At 47.3% G+C, this 24696-nt stretch carries 16 protein-coding genes; 6 read left to right on the forward strand and 10 right to left on the reverse strand.

From position 1 onward, the window contains the following. Nucleotides 1-3 precede the first annotated feature (3 nt). From ADIS_RS04660 to ADIS_RS04680, 5 genes are all read right to left on the reverse strand, one after another. Complete coding sequence (locus ADIS_RS04660; RefSeq protein WP_010853191.1) at nt 4-2886, reverse strand: PAS domain-containing protein; 2883 nt, start codon at nt 2884-2886, stop codon at nt 4-6. Between the two features lie 69 nt (nt 2887-2955). Continuing rightward, complete coding sequence (locus tag ADIS_RS22180; protein WP_010853192.1) at nt 2956-6516, reverse strand: response regulator; 3561 nt, start codon at nt 6514-6516, stop codon at nt 2956-2958. 90 nt (nt 6517-6606) lie between these two features. Next, entirely contained in the window at nt 6607-7629 is a 1023-nt protein-coding gene (locus ADIS_RS22605) for a pseudouridine synthase (RefSeq protein WP_010853193.1), read from the reverse strand. A 178-nt stretch (nt 7630-7807) separates the two neighbouring features. Further along, the gene (gene scpB / locus ADIS_RS04675; RefSeq protein ID WP_081634863.1) at nt 7808-8368 is read right to left on the reverse strand and encodes an SMC-Scp complex subunit ScpB; all 561 of its coding nucleotides are present in this window, start codon (nt 8366-8368) and stop codon (nt 7808-7810) included. A 3-nt stretch (nt 8369-8371) separates the two neighbouring features. Then, entirely contained in the window at nt 8372-8755 is a 384-nt protein-coding gene (locus ADIS_RS04680; RefSeq protein WP_010853195.1) for a TraR/DksA family transcriptional regulator, read from the reverse strand. A gap of 279 nt (nt 8756-9034) precedes the next feature. On the opposite strand from ADIS_RS04680, the gene ADIS_RS04685 reads away from it, so the two are divergent. From ADIS_RS04685 to ADIS_RS04700, 4 genes are all read left to right on the forward strand, one after another. Then, nucleotides 9035-9667: a 3-keto-disaccharide hydrolase gene (locus ADIS_RS04685; protein ID WP_010853196.1), complete on the forward strand. Its 633-nt coding sequence runs from the start codon at nt 9035-9037 to the stop codon at nt 9665-9667. 84 nt (nt 9668-9751) lie between these two features. After that, nucleotides 9752-10849, forward strand: coding sequence for an Ldh family oxidoreductase (locus tag ADIS_RS04690; RefSeq protein WP_035804720.1), 1098 nt, complete (start codon nt 9752-9754; stop codon nt 10847-10849). A gap of 66 nt (nt 10850-10915) precedes the next feature. Next, on the forward strand, nt 10916-12055 hold the full coding sequence (locus ADIS_RS04695; protein WP_010853198.1) for a hypothetical protein: 1140 nt from the start codon (nt 10916-10918) through the stop codon (nt 12053-12055). 202 nt (nt 12056-12257) lie between these two features. Beyond that, the gene (locus ADIS_RS04700) at nt 12258-14066 is read left to right on the forward strand and encodes an alpha-L-rhamnosidase-related protein (protein WP_010853199.1); all 1809 of its coding nucleotides are present in this window, start codon (nt 12258-12260) and stop codon (nt 14064-14066) included. Between the two features lie 56 nt (nt 14067-14122). Here the strand turns inward: ADIS_RS04700 and ADIS_RS23245 are convergent, their stop codons facing one another. The 5 genes from ADIS_RS23245 to rhaM form a co-directional block, all read right to left on the reverse strand. Further along, on the reverse strand, nt 14123-14287 hold the full coding sequence (locus tag ADIS_RS23245; protein ID WP_010853200.1) for a hypothetical protein: 165 nt from the start codon (nt 14285-14287) through the stop codon (nt 14123-14125). A gap of 44 nt (nt 14288-14331) precedes the next feature. Beyond that, nucleotides 14332-15738, reverse strand: coding sequence for a purine-cytosine permease family protein (locus ADIS_RS04705; protein WP_010853201.1), 1407 nt, complete (start codon nt 15736-15738; stop codon nt 14332-14334). 81 nt (nt 15739-15819) lie between these two features. Further along, nucleotides 15820-16869 carry a GntR family transcriptional regulator gene (locus tag ADIS_RS04710; protein WP_010853202.1) on the reverse strand — a complete coding sequence of 350 codons (1050 nt, stop codon included), beginning with the start codon at nt 16867-16869 and terminating at the stop codon, nt 15820-15822. Nucleotides 16870-16987: 118 nt separating this feature from the next. Beyond that, nucleotides 16988-19798: a glycosyl hydrolase gene (locus ADIS_RS04715; protein ID WP_010853203.1), complete on the reverse strand. Its 2811-nt coding sequence runs from the start codon at nt 19796-19798 to the stop codon at nt 16988-16990. A 33-nt stretch (nt 19799-19831) separates the two neighbouring features. Next, nucleotides 19832-20146 carry an L-rhamnose mutarotase gene (rhaM, locus tag ADIS_RS04720; protein WP_010853204.1) on the reverse strand — a complete coding sequence of 105 codons (315 nt, stop codon included), beginning with the start codon at nt 20144-20146 and terminating at the stop codon, nt 19832-19834. Between the two features lie 212 nt (nt 20147-20358). On the opposite strand from rhaM, the gene ADIS_RS04725 reads away from it, so the two are divergent. Next, nucleotides 20359-21117, forward strand: a complete 759-nt coding sequence (locus ADIS_RS04725) for an SDR family NAD(P)-dependent oxidoreductase (protein ID WP_010853205.1) — start codon at nt 20359-20361, stop codon at nt 21115-21117. A gap of 68 nt (nt 21118-21185) precedes the next feature. Continuing rightward, nucleotides 21186-24629: a ThuA domain-containing protein gene (locus ADIS_RS04730; RefSeq protein WP_010853206.1), complete on the forward strand. Its 3444-nt coding sequence runs from the start codon at nt 21186-21188 to the stop codon at nt 24627-24629. Nucleotides 24630-24696 lie beyond the last annotated feature (67 nt).

Consider the following 24696-nt stretch of genomic DNA (forward strand, 5'->3'; position numbering starts at 1 on the left):
GCATTAGGTGGTCCCCATTTCCCTCATGTGTTTTTTGATTCGCTCAATTTGGCTTTTTTTGAGCGGTTTGGTCACATGATCCACCACATAGGGATTTGCCTTACCTTTTGGTTCATGGTTTTTCTTGCCCTGCTCATCCATGGTTATGATGGCCAGGCTTGCTTTTATTTCCGCTGAAATCAAGGTATCAAGCCAGTTGGTTTTAGAACGTTCGAGGGTTTGCAGATCCAGTAGGATAAGGAAGGATCGACCCGGTTGGTTTTCTGCCATCAGTATTTCCAAGGCTTCCTCGGCTTCGTGAAATTGCCTGGGTCTCTCGGAAAGTCCATGCTGTATGACCGTATATCGGTTTACCAATTGGCTCAGTTCATCTTCGTCAATCAGCCAGAATTCGCAGGAATCCGTGCTTGGTTGCTTTGCAGGGGTTGGGGCCTCTTCATTTTCGAGAGATGGGTTGAGGGTTTTTGTCTTTGTTGAAATGTCGCTGATGATTCGGTCGATTTCCTCGGCGGTTTCTTTTACCGACTGAATGACCTCTTCCCTGCTTTTTAGGAGGTCATGTTCTCCGTAAACAATGTCTTTGTTTTCGAGAAGGGAAAGCAACATCATCATTCGGGACAGGGGTGCCCGTACCACATGAGATTGCATCCAAGCAATGTCTTTAAGGATGCGGTTTTGTTCCTCTATGGCACGGATATGATTTATCCGCTCGGTAATATCCAGGGCTATAGAGACAAAAAACTCTTCGCCATCTGATGCGAGTTTGGAAAAGTTTACTTGTACGGGATAAAGTGACCGATCCTTTCGCCTATGGAGGGTTTCCAGGGTCATTTTTTGGTCTGGGATACTGGAAAGGCTGTCAAGGTAAGTTGAGTGTAACCCCGAAGGGGAAATATCTTCCAGCAAATCGGTAATTCGCATACCGGTCAGTTCTTCTATGCTGTAGCCCAGGTTTTTGGTAGCAGCTTTATTTGCATGGGTGATCGTAAGGTTCTTGTCAAATACGTATATTTCATTGACGGATTCCTCTACGATTTTGCTTAGCCTCCGCTGACTGTTTAGGGCTACTTTTTCATTGGTGACATTTTCAGTGAGCATGATTAATCCACCGATTTTTTCACCGTCATACCATGGGTTGATTTTCCACTTCATGTAATTGACCGAGCCGTCTGCTCGTTCGAACCTATCTTCGTCTCTGCCAAAACTCTGTCCCGTAAGCGCTTGGGTGTGAATGGTCCTCCATTCTTCCCCAATTTCCGGGAATACCTCGTAATGTGACTTGCCCAAGATATCTTTATCCGTAATTTGGTAATCTTCTATCCATTTTTTGGAATAGGCGAGGTAACGCATTTGGGTATCCAACATGGCCATGGCCGAGGGAGCTTCGCTGATAAATTGTTGCTGTTTTTCAAGCGTTTTTTTGCGTTCAGTGATGTCTTGCATAGTACCGTACATGCGTACACATTTTCCTTCCTCAAGTTCCGAGTTGATGATGACCCTCACCCATTTTTTCTTTCCAGAGAAAGTTAAAAGTGTTGCTTCAAAATCCGCATTTTCACCAAAACAAAGTGCGTTATTCCACGCTTTGAAAACAACGCTTCGGTCGGTGTTTTTTTCAAAAAAAGTGGGAGCGTTTTCAATCGTTTCAATAAAATCATCCGGAACCTCATGTATCTCCCGGGTGGCTGAAGACCAATTAAGCTGCCGGGTAGCCGGGAAGTACTCGAACGCTCCCACTTGGGCCATTCTACCCGCCTGTTCCAAGAATTCCTTCGTTTTTTTTAGGCTGCGTTCTGTGTTCTTACTAGCCGAAATATCCCTTGCCAGCACCACAACACGATCAGATCCGAATGGGGCAATTCTGGCTTCAAAGTCCCGGATTACACCGTTTATAGGTAGATCGTATTGGATTGCAGTCGGTTCCTTGTCGGCAATACATTGAACAATGCTTGCCATCAATCGATCCGCAAAAGGATTTGGCAATACTTCACTTATTTTTTTATGTGCAAATTGTTCGAGTGGGATTGCCAAGTTGTCCAACTGGCCAGATTTGGTTTCGATGAATCTGCCGTCTCTGTCAATGATAAACAATAAGTCAGGAAGCGCGGATAAGATTGAATCAATATATTGTTTTTGTTTTTCCAGTTCTTCCACTATCTGCCAATGATCGCTCACATCAAGATACGTCCAGAAATGGTGGATACCGTAGAAAAAATGGGATTCCTCTACAATCAGGCTTTTGCCCTCTTTCGTTCGGAGGATCTTCAGGTTTTTTTGCAGAGCAGCATTACTGTTTAGGAAGTGCGCTGTATCCAGCTCGTCTGATAAACTTGCCGAGAGATTACCAAGTTTTGCCTGCCATTTATCCAGGCTTGGAATATCCCTCATGGTATAGCCGGTCAACTGGGTGAACGGTTCATTGACGGAGCATACCTTTTGATCCCGATCAAAGCAGATTATTGCAATGCGGTGCAAATCGGCCGGAAACGCTGGAGTTGGGGCTGATTTATGTTCAGCGGTTTTTTCTCTCCAAACGGCTACCAAAAAGAGTTCATTTTGGGTACGCCAAAACGACCGGAGTTCCTCTCGTTCTGAGTTCTTTTTTAGACTGAGATCCAGTTCAAACTCCTTCGCCGCGAGTTGAAAAACCTGACGCTTGATCTCTGCAAGGTTTTCATCACGCAAAAAATCGCCAAGTTGTATTTCCCATCCGTTGGTAATTGATTCATTCAAACCAAAGTAGGCCGTGGCCGAGGAGTCTAATTTTGCGGTAAGCCCATTTTTTTCGACTACCAACAACCCTAGACCCCAACTGCGCAGGATGTTTGGAGGAATGGGAAAGCTTTCTTTCCACTTGTTTTCAAGATAATTGCGGTCGAAAGGCATGCTGTGGTTTGCGCGTAGGTAATAACCAGGGTTTATTTTTTATGGTCGGTAATTGGAAAAATGACTTCCTTAGGTATCCGGCTTTTCGCCACATTCCCTCGCGAGGATGGACTCGAGCGACTCCCATTCATTTTCGATTTGTTTGCCCAATAGTAGCAAGGATTTCCAGTTGGGGGATTCGTTGATGAGTACATGATCCATGTACTCTGCCATACGACTGAAATGCAAGGTTTGGCAGGATTCTCTGACCGTGTTCGCAAGACGCGTTAATTCACTTACGTCCTGCCGGTGAATATGCCTGATCAGTTCCGATATATCGGTGGAAATTTCCAGAGCAGATGAAAGCATTAGCTCATAGATCCTTTGGTCGCCGTTGATTTGTTTCATCAGGCCGATTTTGTCGAAGCTGTCCCGAGTATCCTCCCCAGCGGTATCCGTTTCTTCGGAGGGGCCTTCATAAAGGTACTTCATCAACATGTCAAACAAGGCTTCCTGTTTGATGGGTTTGGTTAGGAAATCATCCATGCCTGCAAGTAGGCATCGTTCTTTTTCTTCGGCATGGGCGGTGGCGGTTAGGGCTATAATGGGTATTTGGGCAAGGTGGGATCCGTTGAGGTTCCGTATCTCTTGGGTGGCTTCTATCCCATCCATTTCCGGCATATTAACATCCATCAGAATCAGGTCAACCGATCGATTTTGAACCAGATCCAAAGCTTCTTTTCCGGTTTGGGCCTCCATAATTTTGGCATTGGGAACCATTCGGTTTAGAAAGGTTCGAGCCAACAATAGGTTCATTGGGACATCTTCAGCAATCAAGATGGTTTTTGATATTTCTGGATCCCGTTCCGTGGAGCGTTTCGGGTGAGTTGGCCTGGTCCGTTCGTCGGTTTTTAGAGAGGCAAGCCGGTGGGTTAGTTCTCTAGTTTTTACAGGTTTTATTAATCCAAATTTGATGCCAAGACCTCTGTGAAGGTTAGAACCGGTTTCTTCGGTCGCACTATGGGTCAGGATGACAGGTAATTTGGCAGGGTCGATCTTTAATTTCTCGCGGATTATCCGTACGGTTTCTATTCCATTGAGAAAGGGCATGTGATAGTTTACTATTGCCAAGTCAAATGCATTATCCGATTGAAGCAGTTTGAGGCCTTCATATCCATTCTTCGCCCGTGAACTGGCGATGCCCAAATATTGCAGGTGACGCCCCAAGATTACGCTGCTTCGGTCATTGTCGTCTATGATCAATACCTTGTTTAGAGATGGAATAACTTCTCCTTGGTTCTTTTTCGTTGGATTTACTTGGGTTTCCAATTGGAAGAAAAACTCAGAACCCTGGGATGGTTCGCTAGTCAATTCAATCTTCCCTCCCATTTTGCGGGCCAGCAAATTGGAGATGCTAAGCCCCAACCCCGTGCCTCCGTATTTCCGGGTGGTGGAACTGTCTGCTTGGATAAACGCAGTGAATAGCCGCTCTTGTTGGTTTTTTGGAATGCCAATTCCCGTATCTCTCACAGCGAAAAAAAATACGCCTTCATCCCCTTCTTTCTTTTCAAAATGGATGCGCAGCTCCACTTCTCCTTTGGATGTGAATTTTACGGCATTTGTCAACAGATTTATCAGGATCTGTTTCAGCCGCGTCGGATCAAAGAGCGCGTACTCGGGTGTATCTGGTGAAATATTCAATAATATTTCCAATCCCTTTTGGCCGGCTGGATACTTAATGATATCGACGGCTTCCTCAGCGAGTTCCCAAACATTCGTTTCCAACAGTTCCAATTCCAGTTTTCCGGCTTCGATTTTGGAAAAATCGAGGATGTCGTTGATGATAGCCAGTAGAGATTTACCAGAAACATGTACGTTCTCCACATATTGCTGCTGAAGCTGGCTCAGTGGTGTGTTTAGCAACAATTCCGTAAATCCAATGACACCGTTCAAAGGGGTGCGGATCTCGTGGCTCATATTGGCCAAAAATTCGGATTTTGATTTGCTCGCCTCCTCTGCCCGTTGACGTGCCTCTATCAACTCTTTGAATGTTTGGTTTTTGGATTCAATGTTGACCAAAAGTTGGGCGAGAAATGTCAAAAGAATTTTGTCACTTGTTTTGGAGGTTTGTTTTTTCTTGACAAAGTCAAAACCGACAAATCCCATACACAGGTCGCCGTTCATAATGGGGACGGTGTAGATGCTTTTGATCCCCTGTTTCTCCAGAAGGCTTCGAAGTTTGCTACTGTCCGGAAGCGTAGTAATGTCCTCCCAAAGTAATTCTTGGCCCATGCGGTGCCTGTCCACCCATTCGGTAATTTCTGCGATGGGGGAATTTTGGAAAAAATCTTTCTGAGGAGGTATGCTTTCTGCGCACCATTCGAAGGTATTGGTATAGGTTTCTTCCTCCCAGTTGTAGGAAAAAATGTAGGCTCGGTCGGCACCGGTAAATTCACCGAGCGTTTTGAGTGATTTTTCCAATGATTGGTTAACGTCTGACACCGCCATGTTGATGTAGGTCAGTGCCATTTCTACCAAAATGTTCTGTAGCCCGGTAAGGTGGGTCAGTGCAATTTCATTGGTTTTGTAGGCATGTATGTCCTGAAACACCCCATACAGACGGATGCATCGACCATTTTTAAATTCAGCCTTTGCGAGTGCACGTACCCATTTGGGATTGCCCTTGCCTGTAATGATCTGTAACACCTCATCATATCCTTCACCGGTTTTAATGGTGTTTTGTACGAGCTCTGTGATTCGATTCCGGTCATATCCCTCCTTGTAAAAAGCGATTCCAGTATGCAAATTTGGATCAAATTCATCGCCCACCTCGTGTATTTCCCGTGTTACGGGGGACCAAACAATTTTATTGGTAACCAGGTCCAGTTCCCATGCGCCTATCTTTGCAAGACCTCCGGCTTCCTCCAAGAGTTCTTTCGTCCGGCTGAGTTCTGCTCGGGACCTAACGCGTATGCTTACATCTCTGGCCGATGCAATTACACGTCCGTCAATGAGTAGACCTCTCCACTCCAAGTAACAAAAAGAAGTATCTTTAGCTCTGAAACGGTGGATAAAATTGAATATGGCTCCTTCTGAATTGACCTGCTCGAGGGCTTTTTTTGTGGCCTCTTGATCCTCGGGATGAACAAAGGAAAAGACGGTTTTTCCCTCCATCTCATTCAACGGGTAGCCCATTTTGTCCTCCCATGCCGGATTCAGGTTTAGGAAGTGTCCCGAAGTATCCAAAATGCATAGTAAATCCAATTTTGCTTTCGCAAAATCGTCCAAGTCTTTACGTTTTTTTTGCTCGGAGGTGATGTCCAAAAGCAAAATGGATCGCTCTCCTGTCGGGAACTCGGTAGATTCGTACTGAAACCACTTGTCAATACTGGGAAAAAAGGCGGAGGAAAACGAACCAGTTGAGGGGTTGTTTTCCACGTAGTGAATGACCTCCCAAAACGGATCCTGATCCGACACAATAGTTAGGCCACTATCGCTTAGATCCTCTTTGCCCAATAACCTCCAAAATCCTGGATTGCATTCTGAGACTTGATAGCTTTGGGATGAAAAGCCATTTTTGCTGATCTTTTTTACAACGGCATACCCAAGTGAGCTTCCATGTAGGATATCCAGTAGGTTTTTATTGGTCATCTATTGAAAAAAACAGGGTCAAAGTTACTTTCCATAGATAAAAATACAAGAAAAAATTTAGTAAAACGAGCTAGACCGAAAGAAGCGGTTTTAAGACCGCTTTTTCGATTTGCCTAAGTATTTCAGGTTGATCACTTCTGACTCGCTTAAGAAGCGGTAGTTGCCCCGTGGAAGGTCTTTTTTGGTCAGGCCGGCATACATAACCCGATCCAGTGCGATTACCTCATATCCAAAATGGGCGAAGATCCTGCGTACGATCCGGTTCTTTCCAGAGTGAATCTCCATTCCCAAAATGGTCTTGTCTTTGGAGAGAATCTGCAGATCATCGACTTTTGTAAGTCCATCTTCCAACTCCACACCTTCCAGTATGATCTCTAAATCTTTCTTCGCCAGGGGCTTATCTAAGGATACCTGATAGATTTTTTTGATCTGATTGGATGGATGGGCCAGACGCTCGGATAGTTCTCCATCGTTCGTAAACAGTAGCAACCCGGTGGTATTGCGGTCCAGTCTGCCGATCGGAAAAACCCGCTCACTGCAGGCATTTGAAATAAGTTGCATGACTGTCTTTCGCTCAAATGGGTCATCGGTAGTGGTAATGAAGTCTTTAGGTTTGTTGAGCAACAAGTAGACGGGCCTTTCCGGATTCAGCTTTTTGTCCTTATAGGTGACCTTGTCCGTACGTCTTACTTTGTACCCCAACGAGGTGATTACCGCGCCGTTTACCGAAATTTCACCGCTTTCTATTAGCTTGTCTGCATCCCTTCGAGAACAAATCCCCGCGTTTGCGATGTATTTGTTGAGCCGCACCTCATCGTCATTGGGGGAAGAACCTGTCCGTTTTAGATCGTAGTCGGGCCTGTTAAGGGATGTTTTGTCAGGGCTTTCTTTTTTGATTCCAGAAAATGGCTTCTTCGTGGTGGAGGGACGCTTTGCGGGTGCTTCGTCTACCCACTCATAAACCGGTTTTTGGGCTTTGTCCCGCCCTTTATAGAGCTTTCGCGCGGTGGAGGGTGCGGCGTCTGGGCTGTTTTTGGTGCGATTACCTGATGGAACGCTTTTTTTGGAAGGCTTATTTTTGCCCTCGTTGTTGTTTCGTTGTGGATTTTTCATGGGACTAGCAGCATCTCTGCTGTATTTTAAAAGGATTTAGACGCCAAAGAAGCAAAAGGTTCTTCCTTGTTTTTGCAAAGGTATGGTTTTTTTGCCATTAACCGTCCTTTTGAAAAAACAGCGTAAGGAATCCGTGCTAACGCATGGAACAGGTTCTGCTATTATTATTGCGATGCCATCAATCAGTTTGGTTACCGATCTGGTTTTCTTCCTCCGCGAAATCCTTGGGCTGGGGCAGGTCTTTTAAGTCGTTGATGCCAAAATAATCCATGAACTTCTGACTGGTGCCGTATAGCAGAGGCTTTCCAACGGTGTCAGACTTTCCTTTGATGGCAATAAGCTCCTTTTCCAGGAGCTTTTGAACCGAATAGTCGCAGTTCACGCCTCTGATCTGCTCCATTTCCGATTTGGTGATAGGCTGCTTGTAGGCGATGATGGATAGGGTCTCTAACTGTGCGCTCGAAAGCCTTCGCTGGGATTGGTGCTTTAGCAAGATGGAAATGCTGCTTTGGTAGGCAGGCTTGGTCAAAAACAAGTAACCACCACCGATTTTTTCTAACGAGAAAGCGAAGTCATCCCCTCGGTATTTTTCAGAAATATCCTGAAGCGCATTTTCCAATTGGTCTACAGGGATTTCCGCATCGAACATCTCCGAAAGGCATCGCTGTATATCGGCTACGGGAAGAGGTTCCTGAGAGCAGAATATCAACGCTTCAATATGTCGGTGGAGAAAGTCCAAGGCCTATTTCTTAGCTAACTTGGCTTCTATGCTGTGCATGGTGTGGGGTACAGCCTTTAAGCGCTCTTTTGCGATCAACTTGCCGGTGTCAACACAAACACCATAGGTGCCGTTCTTAATTCTTCTTAGGGCATTTTCCAAATTGATGATAAATTTTTGTTGCCTGGCTGCCAGTTGACTCAGGTTTTCCCGCTCCAATGTATCCGCACCATCTTCCAGTAGCTTGGAAGTGGAAGCTGTGTTATCGGTTCCGCTGTCGTTACTTTTACTGAGTGTTTGTTTTAACTGAGAAAGTTCTTCCTTCGCAACAGAAAGCTTTTCATTGATCAAATCTTCGAATTCTTTAAGCTCTTCCTGTGAATAGGAAGTTTTTTCCACTTGGCCCATGCGTCGTACGGTTTACGGTTTACACTGATTACATCATTAGTCACTTCATCGCAAAAATTTCCCTAAATTACAGCTAGGTTTTTAAAATCAAAACCTATTGATTTTAAAATATAATCGCCCAAATGGATTCAAACCAACTTGTTTGGATTCGAGGCTAGACAGCTATGTCATAAGGTAATTACCTATTGGGAATGCCGTTTGCGTAAGTTTTGTTTTGACATCTCTAGCGGAAACCCTTACATTTAAGGAAATATTGTAGCCAATAAACCAAAAAAGAACATGAAAAGATTTATTTTAGTTTGTCTCGCCGCCTTCCTCGTTTTTTCGGCCGAGGCGCAAAAAAAAGGCAAAGACGGATGGTACACGCTTTTTGACGGCAAGTCGCTAAAGGGTTGGGAAGTAGGAGTGAATGCTTCTTCGTTTAGTGTAGTGGACGGGGTCATAAAAGTGGACGGACCAAGGGCACACCTGTTTTATGCCGGTAAACTAAAGGATCATAATTTCAAGAACTTTGAATTTGAGACCAAAATCAAAACGGAGCCAAAGGCCAACTCAGGAATATTCATCCACACAACCTACATCGAAGACGGTTGGCCGGACGTAGGGTATGAGATCCAGGTCAATCAGACGCATGGAGACTGGAGAAAAACGGGCAGTGTGTACAGCTTCAAAGATGTGCGTGAAACCTTTGTGGAAGATGGTGAATGGTATACCAAAACCATCATCGTGCAGGGGGATAAGATCACCGTAAAAGTGAACGGTAAGGTGATCAATGAATTTGTTGAATCTGCGGACAGAGGAGAGATCGGAGAGAGCAAAAAGAGATTGGGAAGCGGCACCATCGCCTTACAGGCACATGACCCAAACAGTGTAATTTATTACAAGGATATTCGTATAAAGCCTTTGCCGTAAGAGACCTGGGCTTCATGTCCTATTAATTTGCCCAGCCTTTTCCGAGTCGGAGGAGACTGGGCTTTTTTGTTTTATTTTGACAAGATGGAAGAAGGTAATTTTAATCCGCTGGACCTACGCAGGTTTGTCCGGGAAGTGTTTGAATCCGCTGGTATACCACCAGCCGATGCCGAGCTGGCGTCGGATGTGCTCGCCTACAGCGATGAGCATGGGATTGATTCCCACGGAGTAGCTCGTTTGGATACCTACTATGACTTACTTTGTGCTGGAAGGATAAATAAGGATCCGAAAATAAGACTGGAGCGCGGTAAGGCCTCTGTTGCTACAATGGATGGGGACAATGGGCTGGGATTGGTGGTCGGTCCAAAGTGCAATCAAGTCGCAATGGAGAAAGCTGAGGAGTTTGGATCAGGTTGGGTCAGTGTGAGCAACACCAATCACTACGGGGCAGCGGGTTACTACCCGGTAAAAGCACTGGAGCGGGAGCTCATTGGTCTGTCCATGACGAATACATCCAAAGGCGTTGTACCCTTCAACGGAAGGGAAAAGAAATTGGGGACCAATCCCTTGGCCGTAGCTTTTCCCGGGAAGGAAGAGCTGCCGCTCATCATTGACATGGCGAGTAGTACGGTCGCTTATGGGAAGGTAGAAATCGCTGATAGACAGGGTAAAAATGTGCCAATGGGTTGGTGCATCGATGCCAACGGTACGGCCACAGTGGATCCGTTGGCTATGATAAATGGTGGTGCGTTGTTGCCTTTGGGCAGCGATGAAAATGGGAGTGGCCACAAGGGGTACTGCCTTGCTGCGATGGTGGATGTACTGTCAGCGGTATTGAGTGGTGCCAATTGGGGTCCGTTTGCAGTGCCCTTTGCCATAAAGACAGGTCAGGCGGAGAATCGGCAAGTAGGCAAAGGGATTGGGCACTTTTTCGGCGCTTGGGATATTTCCGGGTTTCAGGATCCGGATGTATTCAAGGAGTCGGTGGATGCATGGATTCGGGAGATGCGAGGCACTCTGCCTTTACCGGGAGCGGTGGAAGTGTTGGTGCCAGGAGATCCGGAGCATCGGGCTTTTGAGTATCGGTCCATTCATGGGATTCCTTTGGATGCCCGAGTAGTGGCCGCTTTAGTACGGATTTCGAGGTTGGCGGGTGTTTCTATGCCAATGAGAGTCTCCTAGAGACAGGAAGAACCATGTTGCCTATCCCCTCGTTATAGTTTTACGATCTTAATCCTCAAGTTTTTGTTGAAACGGACATTTAAACTGGCCGATCCATGGTTTGAATGGGAAAATCCCTTCCGGCGGGTTTTTCCCGCACTGTTTTGTTTTTTTCTCTTCAACGTATTTTCCTATGCTCAAACAGGGATCAATTCCCTTGATCTGCGGGTTTTGCCCATGGATGTTGTTCCTACCCAATACCATTTTGCCAAATTGGTCGACAAACGTACCGACCGGTCGCCGGTTGCCTTTTTGGTGTCCTCATCCAATACGAGGGGGAATCTGGACATCGTAGATCTCAGGGGCGGTACCATGCCTGCGCTCGAAGCGTTTGTTTTTGGGGCAGTACCTCGAAGGCCATCCTTAAGGTCTATACAGATTCAGGTAAGGGATTGCAAAATCGTTGAGAGGTTGGTCGATCCTAGCAGGGGCGTGGTCGAGGGAGATGTGTACTTAGATTTCGGATACTTTCTTCATCGTACGGGTGATCCGGTACACTTGTTGGATTTTCAAGGGGGTATGTCTTACAAGCGTCGTGTAGGTCAATTAGCGGTAATTGAGCCCATCTTCCGAAAATCTTTGGTAAATGCCCTCACCTATTTTCACGATTGGGTAGAAAGGGAAGCGGGGACCAATGAAAAATTGGCTGATCGGGTTAGTGTAGCCATCCGGGATTATCGAGTGGACAATCGGGACGACACGGTATTTTATGATCCCAAAAGACCGCTTACTTGGAATGACTTTACCGGAAGACCCCGAATGGGAAACTTTGCCGCTTCCATTTTTGCCAGCATAGCGTATGAGGGCGATACCAAGTTGGTGAATGGAGAGGTTCAGATAGATTTGGTATTCAAGACCTACATGTTGAAAAGCTCATCCTGGGTTAGGCCAGGAAACAATGAGTATGGGCTAAACCACGAGCAGAGGCATTTCGATATTGCCCAAATCATAACCGAACGTCTGAAGGCAAGGTTACGGAACATGGATTTAATGCCCCATAATTTTGATCGGGTTGTTTCCTTTGAATTTTTGGAAAGTTATCGGGAAATGAACCGATTGCAAGAGCAATACGACCGGGAAACCGCCCACGGTATGAACAGACCGGCGCAGGAGCGCTGGAATATCCTAATCGATGAGGAGCTCCGGCTTTTCGGCGTAATTGATTGAGGGTTTTTTAACGAGTCTTTGCAAGCTTGCTTCTTTTTTGGATGATCTTATGTAACTTACTGATCGGTTTAAATCTGTCCGGAATTGGTTGAAAATCTGGAATAGCTCTGATAGGTATTTCGCTGATAATAAACTGATTGGAGTTGACCTAACGCTCCCGAAGGAGAAAACGGCTTCTTGTCATCAAAAACATTTCAAATCTATGTATATAATTTGTGGTTCACGCGCGATTCGTCTTTTGGTGGTGGTCGGTGTGCTTTTTATTGGTCTTATGGGTCAAATAGATCTTTTTGCCCAGTTACCGCCTGCGTTTCAGCAGGTGGATGGGATGCAGGTGAGGCACGATCCCCGGGTACGAAAATATGTATCCCCAATCCGCGTACATTGGCAATCCATCGCAGATGAGCAGTTTATAAGTAACCCATCGTATCTCACAGGCCCGAACAGGGGGCAGGCGGTTTTGGCGTCGCAGCAGGATTTTTGCATTCTACGAAGTTCCTCATCGGTGAAGCCATCTATCTTACTGGATTTTGGCATCACCCTTCACGGAGGTGTGCAGTTTGTGACAGGTATGACAGGTAACAAAGAGCCTGTTCGAGTCAGGGTTCGATTTGGTGAGTCTGTCTCCGAATCCATGTCCGAAATAGATACAATTGGAGGTGCCACCAATGACCATGCGATGCGGGATTTTATCCTGCCACTGCCTTGGCTGGGTGCCATTGAGGTAGGCAATTCGGGGTTTCGTTTTTTACGGATCGATCTCATCGACGAAGACAGGGAATTGATTTTAAAGGAGGTGAATGCGGTTTTTTCCTATCGAGACATTCCCTATTTGGGCAGTTTTAAGAGCAGTGACGAGCGGTTGAATCATATCTGGGATATGGGAGCCTATACCGTGCATCTAAACATGCAGGAATATCTGTGGGATGGCATCAAGCGGGATCGATTGGTTTGGATTGGCGATATGCATCCGGAGGTATCCACGATCAATGCCGTTTTTGGATTCAACGATGTGGTGCCGGCTAGTCTTGATCTGGTGCGGGATATAACTCCCATGCCGGAATGGATGAATGGGATCAGTACCTATTCCATGTGGTGGGTAATCATTCACCGGGATTGGTATAGGCAACACGGTGATTTGGATTATCTAAAAGCGCAAAAAAGCTATTTGGACCAACTTACCGAGCTCATGGTCAGCAGGGTGGAGGGCAATAAGGAGAAGTTGGATGGTACTCGTTTCCTGGACTGGCCATCAAGCGAAAACCCAGAGGCCATCCATGCGGGTTTGCAGGCGATGCTAATCTGGGCCTTTGATGCAGCGGCTGACCTATACGGCATTTTACAAGATCCACGCAAGGAAAGCCAAGCGAAATCAATGGCCTCATCGCTCAGGAGCTATGTGCCAACGCATGGAGACTCCAAGCAGGCCGCCTCACTGATGGCACTGGTAGGGTTGATCGATGCCCAAAAGGCCAACCAAGAAGTGGTGGCCGTGGGTGGGGTAAAGGATTTCTCTACGTTTTATGGCTACTATATGCTCGAAGCCAAGGCCAAGGCTGGGGACTTTCAGGGAGCAATTGACAACATTAGGGAATATTGGGGAGCGATGATCGACTTGGGTGCGACCACCTTTTGGGAGGACTTTAACATCGAATGGATGGAGAATGCGGCCCGGATTGATGATTTTGTCCCAGATGGAAAAGTTGATGTGCATGCCAGTTATGGCGGTTATAGCTACGAAAAACTCAGACATAACCTAAGCCATGGCTGGGCTTCCGGTCCCACGGCGTGGATGAGTAGGCATGTGCTGGGGGTCGAGGTGGTGGAACCGGGAGCAACGGTGCTTCGAATTCAGCCAAACCTCGCTGATCTGGACTGGGTAGAGGGCACCTACCCGACGTCGAAGGGAGTGGTTCATATCCGCCATGAAAGGAAATCGGATGGGTCGATTTCTTCTGAGATTAAGGCTCCGTCGGGCGTTGTAGTTCAAGTTGTTGCGCCCGGCAAATAGGGTGAAACGATGACGGGCTAACTCTGGAAAAGTAGAAAGGCACCCGTCAATCCGAATTATTTATTCATCCAGGAGGGAGCCGTGGTGAACCAAAGTAGGGTCCCTATGGCCATCAGGGATTTACAGCTTTCAGGTGTGATCGTTCCCTGAAAAACTAGGATGGCGGGGACAATCGACATTCCCAATCCGACAAAGGAGGCGATTTTTATAAGGGTTTTCATGTGTCCATAATTTTTTGATATGATCAGTTAACCTGCCCCGATTCTCAAGCACTTACCGGTATCGGTTTCTTTTGGTTGATTTTACTAGCAATGATATAGACCGCTACGGCTACAAACCAGCCCGGTAATCCCAAGAAGAAAATCTCGACACCTACGAAGAGATTCAGTCCCAGACAAAAGACGAGGGTGATGGCCCAGGTAAGTGCGGCAGACCAATTCAGATTGGATCCGGTAAAGGAGGCATAATTTGGCTGAAGTCCCATCTTTTCGAGTACATAAATGTCAATGAATATCACTGCACCCAACGGCATCAGGATCAGACCATATAAGGCCACAAATTCAAGCAGCATCATCACCAAAGCCGGAAAGCAAGCAGCTAGGGTCGTCACGAATCCAACAAACAGCGTTACCTTCCAAGTCTTCCATTTGGGGTTAATGGATTGAATGGCCAATCCGGCCCGATACAAGGTGGGATTGGCCGTTGTCCAGCCGGCGATAATAACACAGATGGCTCCTGCGATGCCCACCGCACTGTAGGCGATCGGTCCGGGAGCGAAGGTAAGGCTGTTTTGAGACTCCAGCAGAAAAAGCGAATATAGGATGCCGGAAGCGATCCAAGCAATGAAGTGTCCCAAGAAGACACCGGTGGAGGAGGCGAAGCCATACTGCCATTTTTTGGCGTACCTCAGAATAGACATATCTGCCAATCCGATATGCATGGCCATATTGCAAAACCAAGCAAAGAACATAACGTGCCAAAAAGTAAATTTACTCTGGCCTTCGAGCGGAATTCCCGTCCATATGGTTTCCTGGGCAACCGGCCAGAAATCGCTGAGCTGTGTTACTCCAAGGCGCGGTAAAACAGCGATCGCAGAGGCGATAAATACCATGATCATCCACGGAGCCGCAACATTCGCGAATTTGGAGACAAGGTCAAACCCAAACATGGCCACCACGGTGGTGATGGTTCCGATCGCAAATACCGTAAGTACCCACCCCACACTATTGGGATACACATCGGTCAGTTGGGGCATGGGCAGGTTAAAGGGAATGCCGACAGCGGTGGCAGATACAGCTATCATGGCCCCGGCCAAGAAACAGAAAAGACCCGCATTGACCAAGTTGTATAGGGTAGTAAACCGATGCCCGGCTATTTTTTCCAACTGGTAGTATAAAGTAACCCTCGTTTTTACGGCTATTTTGCCAGTGTAAAACGCCCAACTCAGGACGGCGAGGATATTGCCGATAATCAAACCGCTTACCAAGTCCACCGCACTGGCCCCATGGGCCACAAACAACGGGCCTATGACAAACTCCGTGCCCGCGGTATGTTCACCGGCATAGGTTCCCAAAAAACTCTTCCAACCCTTTAGTTTATTTTGCGGTATCGGCTCTTGCTCATATTCGTTGACTGCATTGAGCTGTTGGACTAGCGACTTTTTACTCCACATGAACGTTTGGTTATGGCTTTCGTGCAAACACAACTGCTGTGCTTGTAAAATCAGGATAGATAGGGATTTTGTAGCGTTTAATCAGACTGAACCCCGGTTTATAAAGTTAAACACATTTTTCACAGATTCCTTCTTTTGCTTTCTGATCATGTAGGCAGCCGTTTCACCCATCAGGCGGAAATCGGTGGATACTACGGTGATACCAAGCAATTCTTTGAGGGGTGTGTCATTGTAGGAAATAATGCCGATATCGGTGCCCAGTACGAAATCTTGCTCCCTCACCTGCTTCACCAAATTGACCAGATCGTTTTCCTCGATGACTATGTAAACATCGCCAGGCTTTAATTCCATATCGGTATACACGGTCTCCAGGATTTCGTGGTCAAATTCGAAATCTTTGCAGAATTTCTTAAAGCCCTGTTTGATCTCCTTGGGATAGGGGTATACTGTAGTATGGGGATATACCAAAATCAGCTTTTGGTAATTCTGTAATTGAAAGATTCCTTCGCAAAGGGCATTGTAAATGTCCCGTTTGAAATCTTGGTAGATAGATGCGGCCTGCCCATCGAATTCCGCTAGATAATTGTCCATGATCAGGAGCTTTTCCGGTGGATATTTCTTGAGCACATCCATGACCTTGGCGTCGACATTATAGTGGCTCCTGTTGCCATCTTTGAAATGGGGCATGACCACCAAGTGGTCGTAGACGCCCATATTCTCCTCCAAGACAGTCAATAGAATTTTTGGATCACAATGATAGATATGCAGATCCACCTGTGCGGAGGATCCCATGCTGTCAATAAAGGAATTGTAAATGCGCAACTTATAGTTGCTCAGCTTATTCATAAGGAATAAGACTTTTTCTTTTTTGTTTGAGATATTTCGGGCTACATAATACCCCTTTCCTTTTACCGAAACGATTATCTTTTTCTCTTTCAGCTGGTTGTAGGCCTTTTCCACGGTGTCTCGGGAAAGGTAGTACTCCTCGCTGATCTCATTGATGGAGGGAATTTTATCCCCGACGGCAAGTTGCTGGGTTTCGATATCTTCGATGATTGAATGGGCGATTTGAAGGTATTTGGGTATTCTGGAGTTTCCGTCCAGCCGGATCAGAGTCTTGGTTGCTAACATGACTAGGTTATTTTGGTGAGTTAATTGGGTTTAAGTGAACTGCTGTAATTTATCAACGAAACAGGGTATTTCCGAATAAATCCAGCGCAAAATTTTTCAGGTGTCTGTATTTTGTTTTTCAGCGGAATATTTCCAAATGCACCGGCCCACCAAGTCCCGATGGCATCACTTGCCAATTCGACGCATCAAAGGGTTTGTAATCGATGTTTACAAAATTAATCTCGTGGTAGTTACGCCAACTTTGTCCCTGCTGATCCATATACCGGATGCGATTGGCCATCAGATTGGCTACTTCTATTTTCAAGCTGTTGGTACCGGACTTGACATAGTGGCTGATATCAATGGTGAAGGGGAGGCCATACACATAGCCTACTTCCACACCGTTTACCCAAACCTTTGCGCCTTCAAATAAACTGCCGAGGTGTAGCCTGTAAACTTGTTCGGAAATATCCCCAAGGTTAAAAGACGTTTCGTATACACCCAAGCCCGAAAACTGACGGTTCCGCTCATCGCCGAATTCAGTCCAGGGTAGCAGCGAGTCAATTTTTTGATTATCTGGCAGGGTTGGGCCACCGGAAACAAAGGACACCATCCAAGGCCCGGAAACGGGAACCGATGCGACCTGTTCATCGCGGTAACGCCATCTTTTAACATCAGGGATTTTATCCGGTACGGTTTTTACGATCATGGACTCGCCGGGGGCAATTTGTACCCGTACCTGCCACTGATCGTCAACGAGGCGGGTGGCGGCTTTGCCAGAATGTCCATGTTGGGGATCCAGCAGTATTGCCTCTGCTCCTCGGTGATTTAAGGGAATCCAACCGTCTATGTTGTTTGCGGAATGGTTTACCAAGTAATAGTAGGCTTCCTGATCGGCAATGCGCTTGATAAACTTCAGTCCCGTATCGGATAGTAGTTCCCGCTGCACTCCCAACAGGTCTAAAGCAGCTTGGAAATCACTGCTCTGCAAAATAAGCCCTTCCCCAACCTTTGCGACAACCACACCCGGGGCATCATGCCTGAAATTAAGCATTGCCCAGCTTTCTTCCAGATCGGCTTTCCGCTCTTCGTACCGATAAAAACCAGGAACATCTGAAGGCTTTTCCTGAAAGATGACCCTGCCACCTAAGGATGCCAGCTCAACCAGCCGGTTTAGGGTCTCGGGTTGCATATGGGCTAGCTTTGGGACACAGATCACATCGGCCATGCTCCCTCCATTGCTGATGAGCCGCCCCTCCAGGGGCGAAACCGTTTGAAGTAGGGCATCTGAGACAAAATCTACCGAGTAGCCCTTTTCCATGAGTGATTTGGACTCTTTGTAAAATGCGGTGGGGTGTAGCCATTCGTCGATGTTGTGTACGGTGATCATCTTGGAGAGTCCCTGCGGATCTGCCCAGACATCATAGATAGGCCAATACATTAGGATTTCCTGTGAGGGGGTTCCATACTGTAATACCGATTGGCTGCGAGTAACAAAATCGTTGAAACCTCTAAAATGTGCCCACAGACTGTTGTGGGTAGTCAGGTTCAACGATGCGTAAAATAACCATCCCGGGAAGTCCACTTCTTTTGGTGAATAGGTGACGCCGTGATAGAACATGTGGTTTATTCCGGCCAGAAAGGCTTGTTCGAGTTCCGGCTTGGCCTGCGAGAAGGAAGACTTGAAGTGTTCGCCCAGCCAGGTGAAGGTTTCTGAGGAAACAAGGGGGTTGCCGGACAGGTGCGCCGCAGAGGAGGCAAACTTTAACATGATGGGATCCGGGTCTACGTTTCGCACGTCCGCGCTGTCTCTTCTCAGTCCGGGGATGGGAAAGAAGCTGGAGCCAAACGTTTCGCCCTCAGGAATATCAACGCTCGCATAAAGGTCCAGCAGATTCCCCGGAGATCCATGGGCCTGATTTTTCGTTTTCTTACCGCGGTCGTGGGCCCATTCAGTCCACTGTTGGGTGAAATTTTCCAACAACATATCGCTGATGGTTTCTCTGTAGTCGGACTTCAGACGGATACTTCGATCGGAGGGATTTTTCGAAAGCAGTTCTGGCAGGTGGCGTTTTAGGTCATAGCCACGTTTCCGCTCGAAATAGTCAAAAAAGCCAGCCGTAAAGTCAGCACCGTAGACCTCAAAACTGTCGTTGTAAAAAGCCCGGATTAAGGGAGTCTTTTCTGCAAATGCCTTGCCGAAATGGTCGAGATAGGCCTTTACGGAGGTTTTCGAGAAATGGTCCAACGTAAATCCTTGACCCCCCGGAGCGGCCCGTTTTACCTGTTGCCCGGTCTGTACCCTAAATATAACCCAGAGGCTGTGATTATTGGGTTCGTTCCACCGCAAGCTACCATCTGCCTGGAGTGTATGGGTGATTTCTACAGGGCCTCCCTCTTCAGGAAAGGCCATCACATGCTCAATTTCGTAAGCCAAGCCTTCCATCCTGCGCCCTTCCAGTCCAATCGGACGATCGAGGCGGCTATTCTCCCACGTGTATTCCTGAAGGTGCATTCGTTGTGCGGCCATTTCGGGTGAGACCCACGGGCCTCCAAAAGGCCATCCGGTGCCTTGGGTCAGGTCAATTCCCATTTGATGGGAAGTCGCTTCCGAAATGGTATGGTGCAACATATCAAGCCATTCAGGGCTCAGGTATTCGATGAAATGCTCCTCAAAACCCTTTGCACCATAGATTGGTGCTACCTCCAAACCACCGAGACCTGCCTCTGCGTAGGCTTTCATAAGGTAACTAATGTTTCCCCTATCCACGGCATTTCCCATCCACCACCATCTGCTCCAGGGTTTGCTTGTTTGGGTTTGGGCTGGCCATAGATCGCTTTCGGTACCCTTTTTGGCAATGACCTGACCTAGCGCAGGCATTACAGTGAGGATAAGCAGAAAGCCAACGAGAAGATGAGTGAATGTATCAGAAGTAGCTGTTTTTTTCAATAGGCTGGGGGTTATTGATTTCGTCTATTACTATTATTTGAGGGTAAATACCTTGGTTAATGGATTGGTAACCGGCGAATTATCAGGGTTGGTCTCCATGATATCCGCCATATAGGCCCACCATTTTTTTACCAGTTCTGTCTCTCCGAGGTCTTGGGAAGAGGATGTTCCTGAGGTCTGCTGAAAGGCAAATAGGGTATTGGATGATCTGTCAAGAAATATGTGGTAGTCACTTATTCCGGAGGCTTTTAGAAGTGCCTGCAGTTCCGGCCATATCTCATCGTGTCGCTTTTCGTACTCCTTTTCAAATCCCGGGAGTAGCTTCATGGTAAAGGCGATTTGGTTCATGGGGTTTGGTTTTTTGGGTAAATGGGAAGTGAACGTTAGTCAGCGTGTAAGTTTAACAAATATTTTGCAATGATGCATAGTCGTTTTTCCACAATAGGGGTATTGACCATTTACATGGTGGCGAAAACATCACTTATGTAAAAAACGCAAACCTCTTATGGAATCCTGAGGTTCATGTATTAGCTTAGGGGGCTAGTTTTATAAAATCCAAAATGACAAGTATTCGATTTGACAATCAGGTGGCTGTGGTCACGGGTGCCGCTGATGGTATCGGCAGGGGCATCGCCGAGCGAATTGCGAGGGAGGGAGGCAAGGTAGTCCTTTGGGATATCAAAGAAAGCCTGTTAAAGCAGAGGGCCACCGAATTAGGGGAACGTGGGACAGAGGTCTTGATTCAGGTGGTGGACGTAGCGGACGAAGAGCAGGTAGAAAATGCTTTTTCCGATGCGGTAGCCCATTTTGGGAAGATAGATATATTGGTGCATGCAGCCGGTATTGTAGGGCCTACCCAAACCAAGATCACGGATTACTCCGCCGAGGCCTTCGATCAAATCTACCGGGTGAACCTGCGTGGCTCTTTTTTGGTCTGCAAGTACGCAGTTCCTTATATGGAAAATCAAAATTATGGGCGAATACTCCTTATCGCCTCCATCGCAGGGAAAGAAGGCAATCCGTTTATGGTAGGGTACTCAGCTACAAAGGCAGGTGTGATCGGACTGGTAAAGAGCTTGGGCAAGGAACTAGCGACTACCGGTATCACGGTCAACGCCATAGCACCGGCGGTGATCAGGACGCCCATGAATGCCGATACAGCACCAGAACAGCTCGAATATATGGCGTCAAAAATCCCCATGCAACGGTTGGGTACGGTGGAAGAGACGGCCTCATTGGCTACTTGGATAGTTTCGGAGGAAGCAAGTTTTAATACCGCCTTTGTGTTTGATCTTTCGGGAGGCAGGGCAACCTATTGACAGTGACCCACGGCAAGCGCAGTGCTTTTTTGTTGATCGAGAATTAAAAAAACAAATAGTAATCCATAATGAATCGCATTAGAAAACCTATCGGCCTATTGCTGATGCTTGTGCTGGCTGCCTTTGTGGTCGCTTGTTCAGGGCGTTCAGGCAAACCAAAAATATTGGTATTTAGTAAAACAGCTGGGTATTACCACACCTCCATCCCGGATGGGATCGCTGCCCTACAGCGTCTGGGAGCGGAAAATGGCTTTCAGGTAGATACCACAAAGGATGCATCGATGTTTACGGAAGAAATATTGAAGCAGTATGACGCAGTTGTGTTTCTTAGTACCACCGGCGACGTGTTGGACCACTACCAACAGGCCGATTTTGAACGATATATTCAGGCTGGTGGAGGCTTTGTGGGAATCCACGCTGCTGCGGATACCGAGTACGACTGGCCCTGGTACGCCAAAATGGTGGGTGGCAATTTCTTGGATCACCCGGGAATCAATGATCCACACCCTAACGTGCAGGATGGTATGTTGGATGTGGTGGACAGAAGTCATCCTTCCACCGTTTTTCTGCCCGAAAGGTGGGGCCGTAAGGATGAATGGTATACCTATAAAAATTTCAACGAGGCCGTAAACGTGCTCATCACGTTGGATGAAGACAGCTACCAGGGAGGTGCCCGAACGGGATATCACCCCATAGCCTGGTACCATGAGTACGATGGAGGACGCGCTTTCTATACGGGCGGAGGACATACCTCCGAATCGTTTACCGAAGAGCTTTTTCTTAAGCATATTTTGGAAGGCATCAACTACGCCATGGGCAAAACCGGTAAGCGGGATTATTCCAAAGCAACCAGCAAACGGGTACCCGAAGAGGACCGTTTTCAAAAGACAACCCTAGCCTCGGGCGTGTTCACTGAACCGGTTGAGATGGCTATTTTGCCCAATCTTGATATTTTGGTGGCGCAGCGAAGGGGAGAGGTGTTACTGTACAAACAGGAAGATTCCACTGTAAAGCAGGTGGGTTTGTTGGATGTGTACTGGCGGACAGACGTACGCGGTGTTAATGCGGAGGAGGGTCTGCTGGGGCTGCAGGTAGATCCAAATTTTGCTACCAATCGATGGGTGTATCTTTTTTACAGTCCAACAGGGGAATGGGTTAACCGACTTTCCCGTTTCAAATTTGAAAATGATCAGCTGGAGTTGGCCTCTGAGCAGGTAATTCTCCAGTTTTATTCCCAGCGGGATATTTGTTGTCATACCGGCGGTTCCATTGCTTTTGACAAGGACGGCCTGCTGTATGTTTCCGCTGGAGACAATGCGACTCCCTTCAACCAGGCAAATTCAAGGTTTACGCTCAGAGGTTATGCTCCTTTGGACGACCGTCCTGGCAGGGAGCAATACGATGCGGCACGTTCATCTGGTAACACCAACGACCTAAGGGGAAAAATTCTCCGCATTAGAGTAAACGAAGACGGCAGTTATGATATTCCTGACGGCAATCTATACCCTAAAGGCACGGAGGGGGCAAGGCCGGAAATCTATGTGCAGGGCAACCGTAACCCGTACCGGATTAGCGTAGACCAAAAATCAGGTTTCCTTTATTGGGGTGAGGTCGGACCGGATGCACGGGCAGATAGTCTGGGTATACGGGGCCCGATGGGATACGACGAAGTGAATCAGGCGAAAAAGGCCGGTAACTTCGGTTGGCCGTTTTTTGTGGGAGACAATTACCCTTACACAACCTATAATTTTGATACCGGTGAGTCAGGTATCACCTTTGATCCGAAAAAGCCCGTTAATTTGTCCAGAAACAACACTGGACTCAGGGAATTGCCGCCGGCGCAACCGGCATTTATCTGGTATCCCTATGTGGAGTCTGCCGAATTTCCCCAAGTAGGTACCGGCGGAAGAAATGCCATGGCAGGCCCCGTATATTATTCAGATATGTATCCCAATGGTGGCGGATTGCCTGACTACTTTGACGGTAAGCTATTCATCTACGAATGGATTCGGGGCTGGGTAAAGCTGGTGACCATGGATGAGAATGGTGATTACGAGAAGATGGAGCCTTTTATGCAAAGTACCCGAAACAATGCTTTGATTGATATGGAGTTGGGTCCTGATGGAAAACTGTACTACTTGGAATATGGCAACGGATGGTTCTCCAAAAATCCAGATGCTGCCCTTTCCCGTATTGATTATAATCCAGGAAACCGTGCACCTGTTATTACATCCATTTCGGTAGATAATACCTCCGGTGCGCTTCCGTTTGAGGTTACGGTAAAAGCTCAGGTCCGTGATCCGGAAAACGACAAGTTGCGTTTTGAATGGGACTTGGGCAATGGAGAGCTGGTAGAGACCAAAGAGCCGAGTTTGACCCACACCTTTACCCAGGTAGGGGATCATTCGATCAGGCTTAGGGTTACTGATACTGGGGGACTGACCGCCGTGTCGCAGGCGGTGGATGTTTATGCCGGTAATATTGCCCCACATGTGAGTATAGAAGTCAGTGGCAATAGTTCGTTTTATTTTCCCGGTAAAAAGGTAAATTATGAGGTGAAGGTCGTTGACCCCGATGATCCCGGTGCGGCGAATGACCTGTCGACCCTCTATGTGGTGGCGGATTACATCGAAGGGTTTGACCAAGCAGAGGCCTCTATGGGGCATCAAGTGATGACCGAAGCAATGGCGGGTAAGAGTTTAATGGAGTCGCTTACCTGCAAGACCTGCCATAAAGAGGATGAAGCCTCGATTGGCCCGGCCTACTTGGATGTCGCCAGAAAGTACCGCAACAACCCATCCGCAGAGGCTCATCTCATCAATAAGATAATGAAAGGTGGTTCGGGTATTTGGGGCGAGACCATGATGCCGGCCAATCCGGACGTGAAAGAAGGCGATGCCAAGAAGATAATCGCCTACATTATGTCGTTGGTAAATGGATCCAGCAGACAGGCTTCCTTGCCTGCCTCCGGTTCGTTGGATCCAACCCTCGGAAAGCCTGTTTCCGATTTTGGAACATTGCGTATCACCGCTACCTTTACAGATAAAGGGGGGCAGAATATTAAGCCACTTACCGGTGGAGGGTCAATCTATCTTAGAAGCCCGCAGTTCGATTTTGGGCAAATGGCAGTAGATAATTTCAGGACTTTTGAAATGAGAGGCCGTACCATGCTTCTTGCTGACACCGACTTGGAGAGTTCCGTTTCATTAGGCACGATAGACTTGGTAGGCGTACGGTCATTGGATTTGCAGCTGGGCAGTCAGACCCCCATGGAGTTTGGGTACAAGGTAGAGTTAAGGCGAGGTACCATAGCGGGCGAGGTCATTGCATCAAAGGTGGTACGAGGGCCTGATTTGAAGGAAGCCCAGGGGCGCTATTCGGGTATGGTTAGTTTGCCAATCGGATCCCAAGCTGGATCTACAAAGCAGCCGGTGCACTTGGTGGTATCTCCTTTAAATTCGGATGAATCGGTGGCGATGACCATTGTAGCGGCTGAAATGATCTCGGAATAGGGGCCTTATCCCTCGAGGCAGCGCTTTCTCGCCAACCAATTATCGGAAGGAGGCGCTGTCTTCCTAC

Source organism: Lunatimonas lonarensis (assembly GCF_000390185.1).
In the GTDB taxonomy this organism is placed as follows: Bacteria; Bacteroidota; Bacteroidia; order Cytophagales; family Cyclobacteriaceae; genus Lunatimonas; species Lunatimonas lonarensis.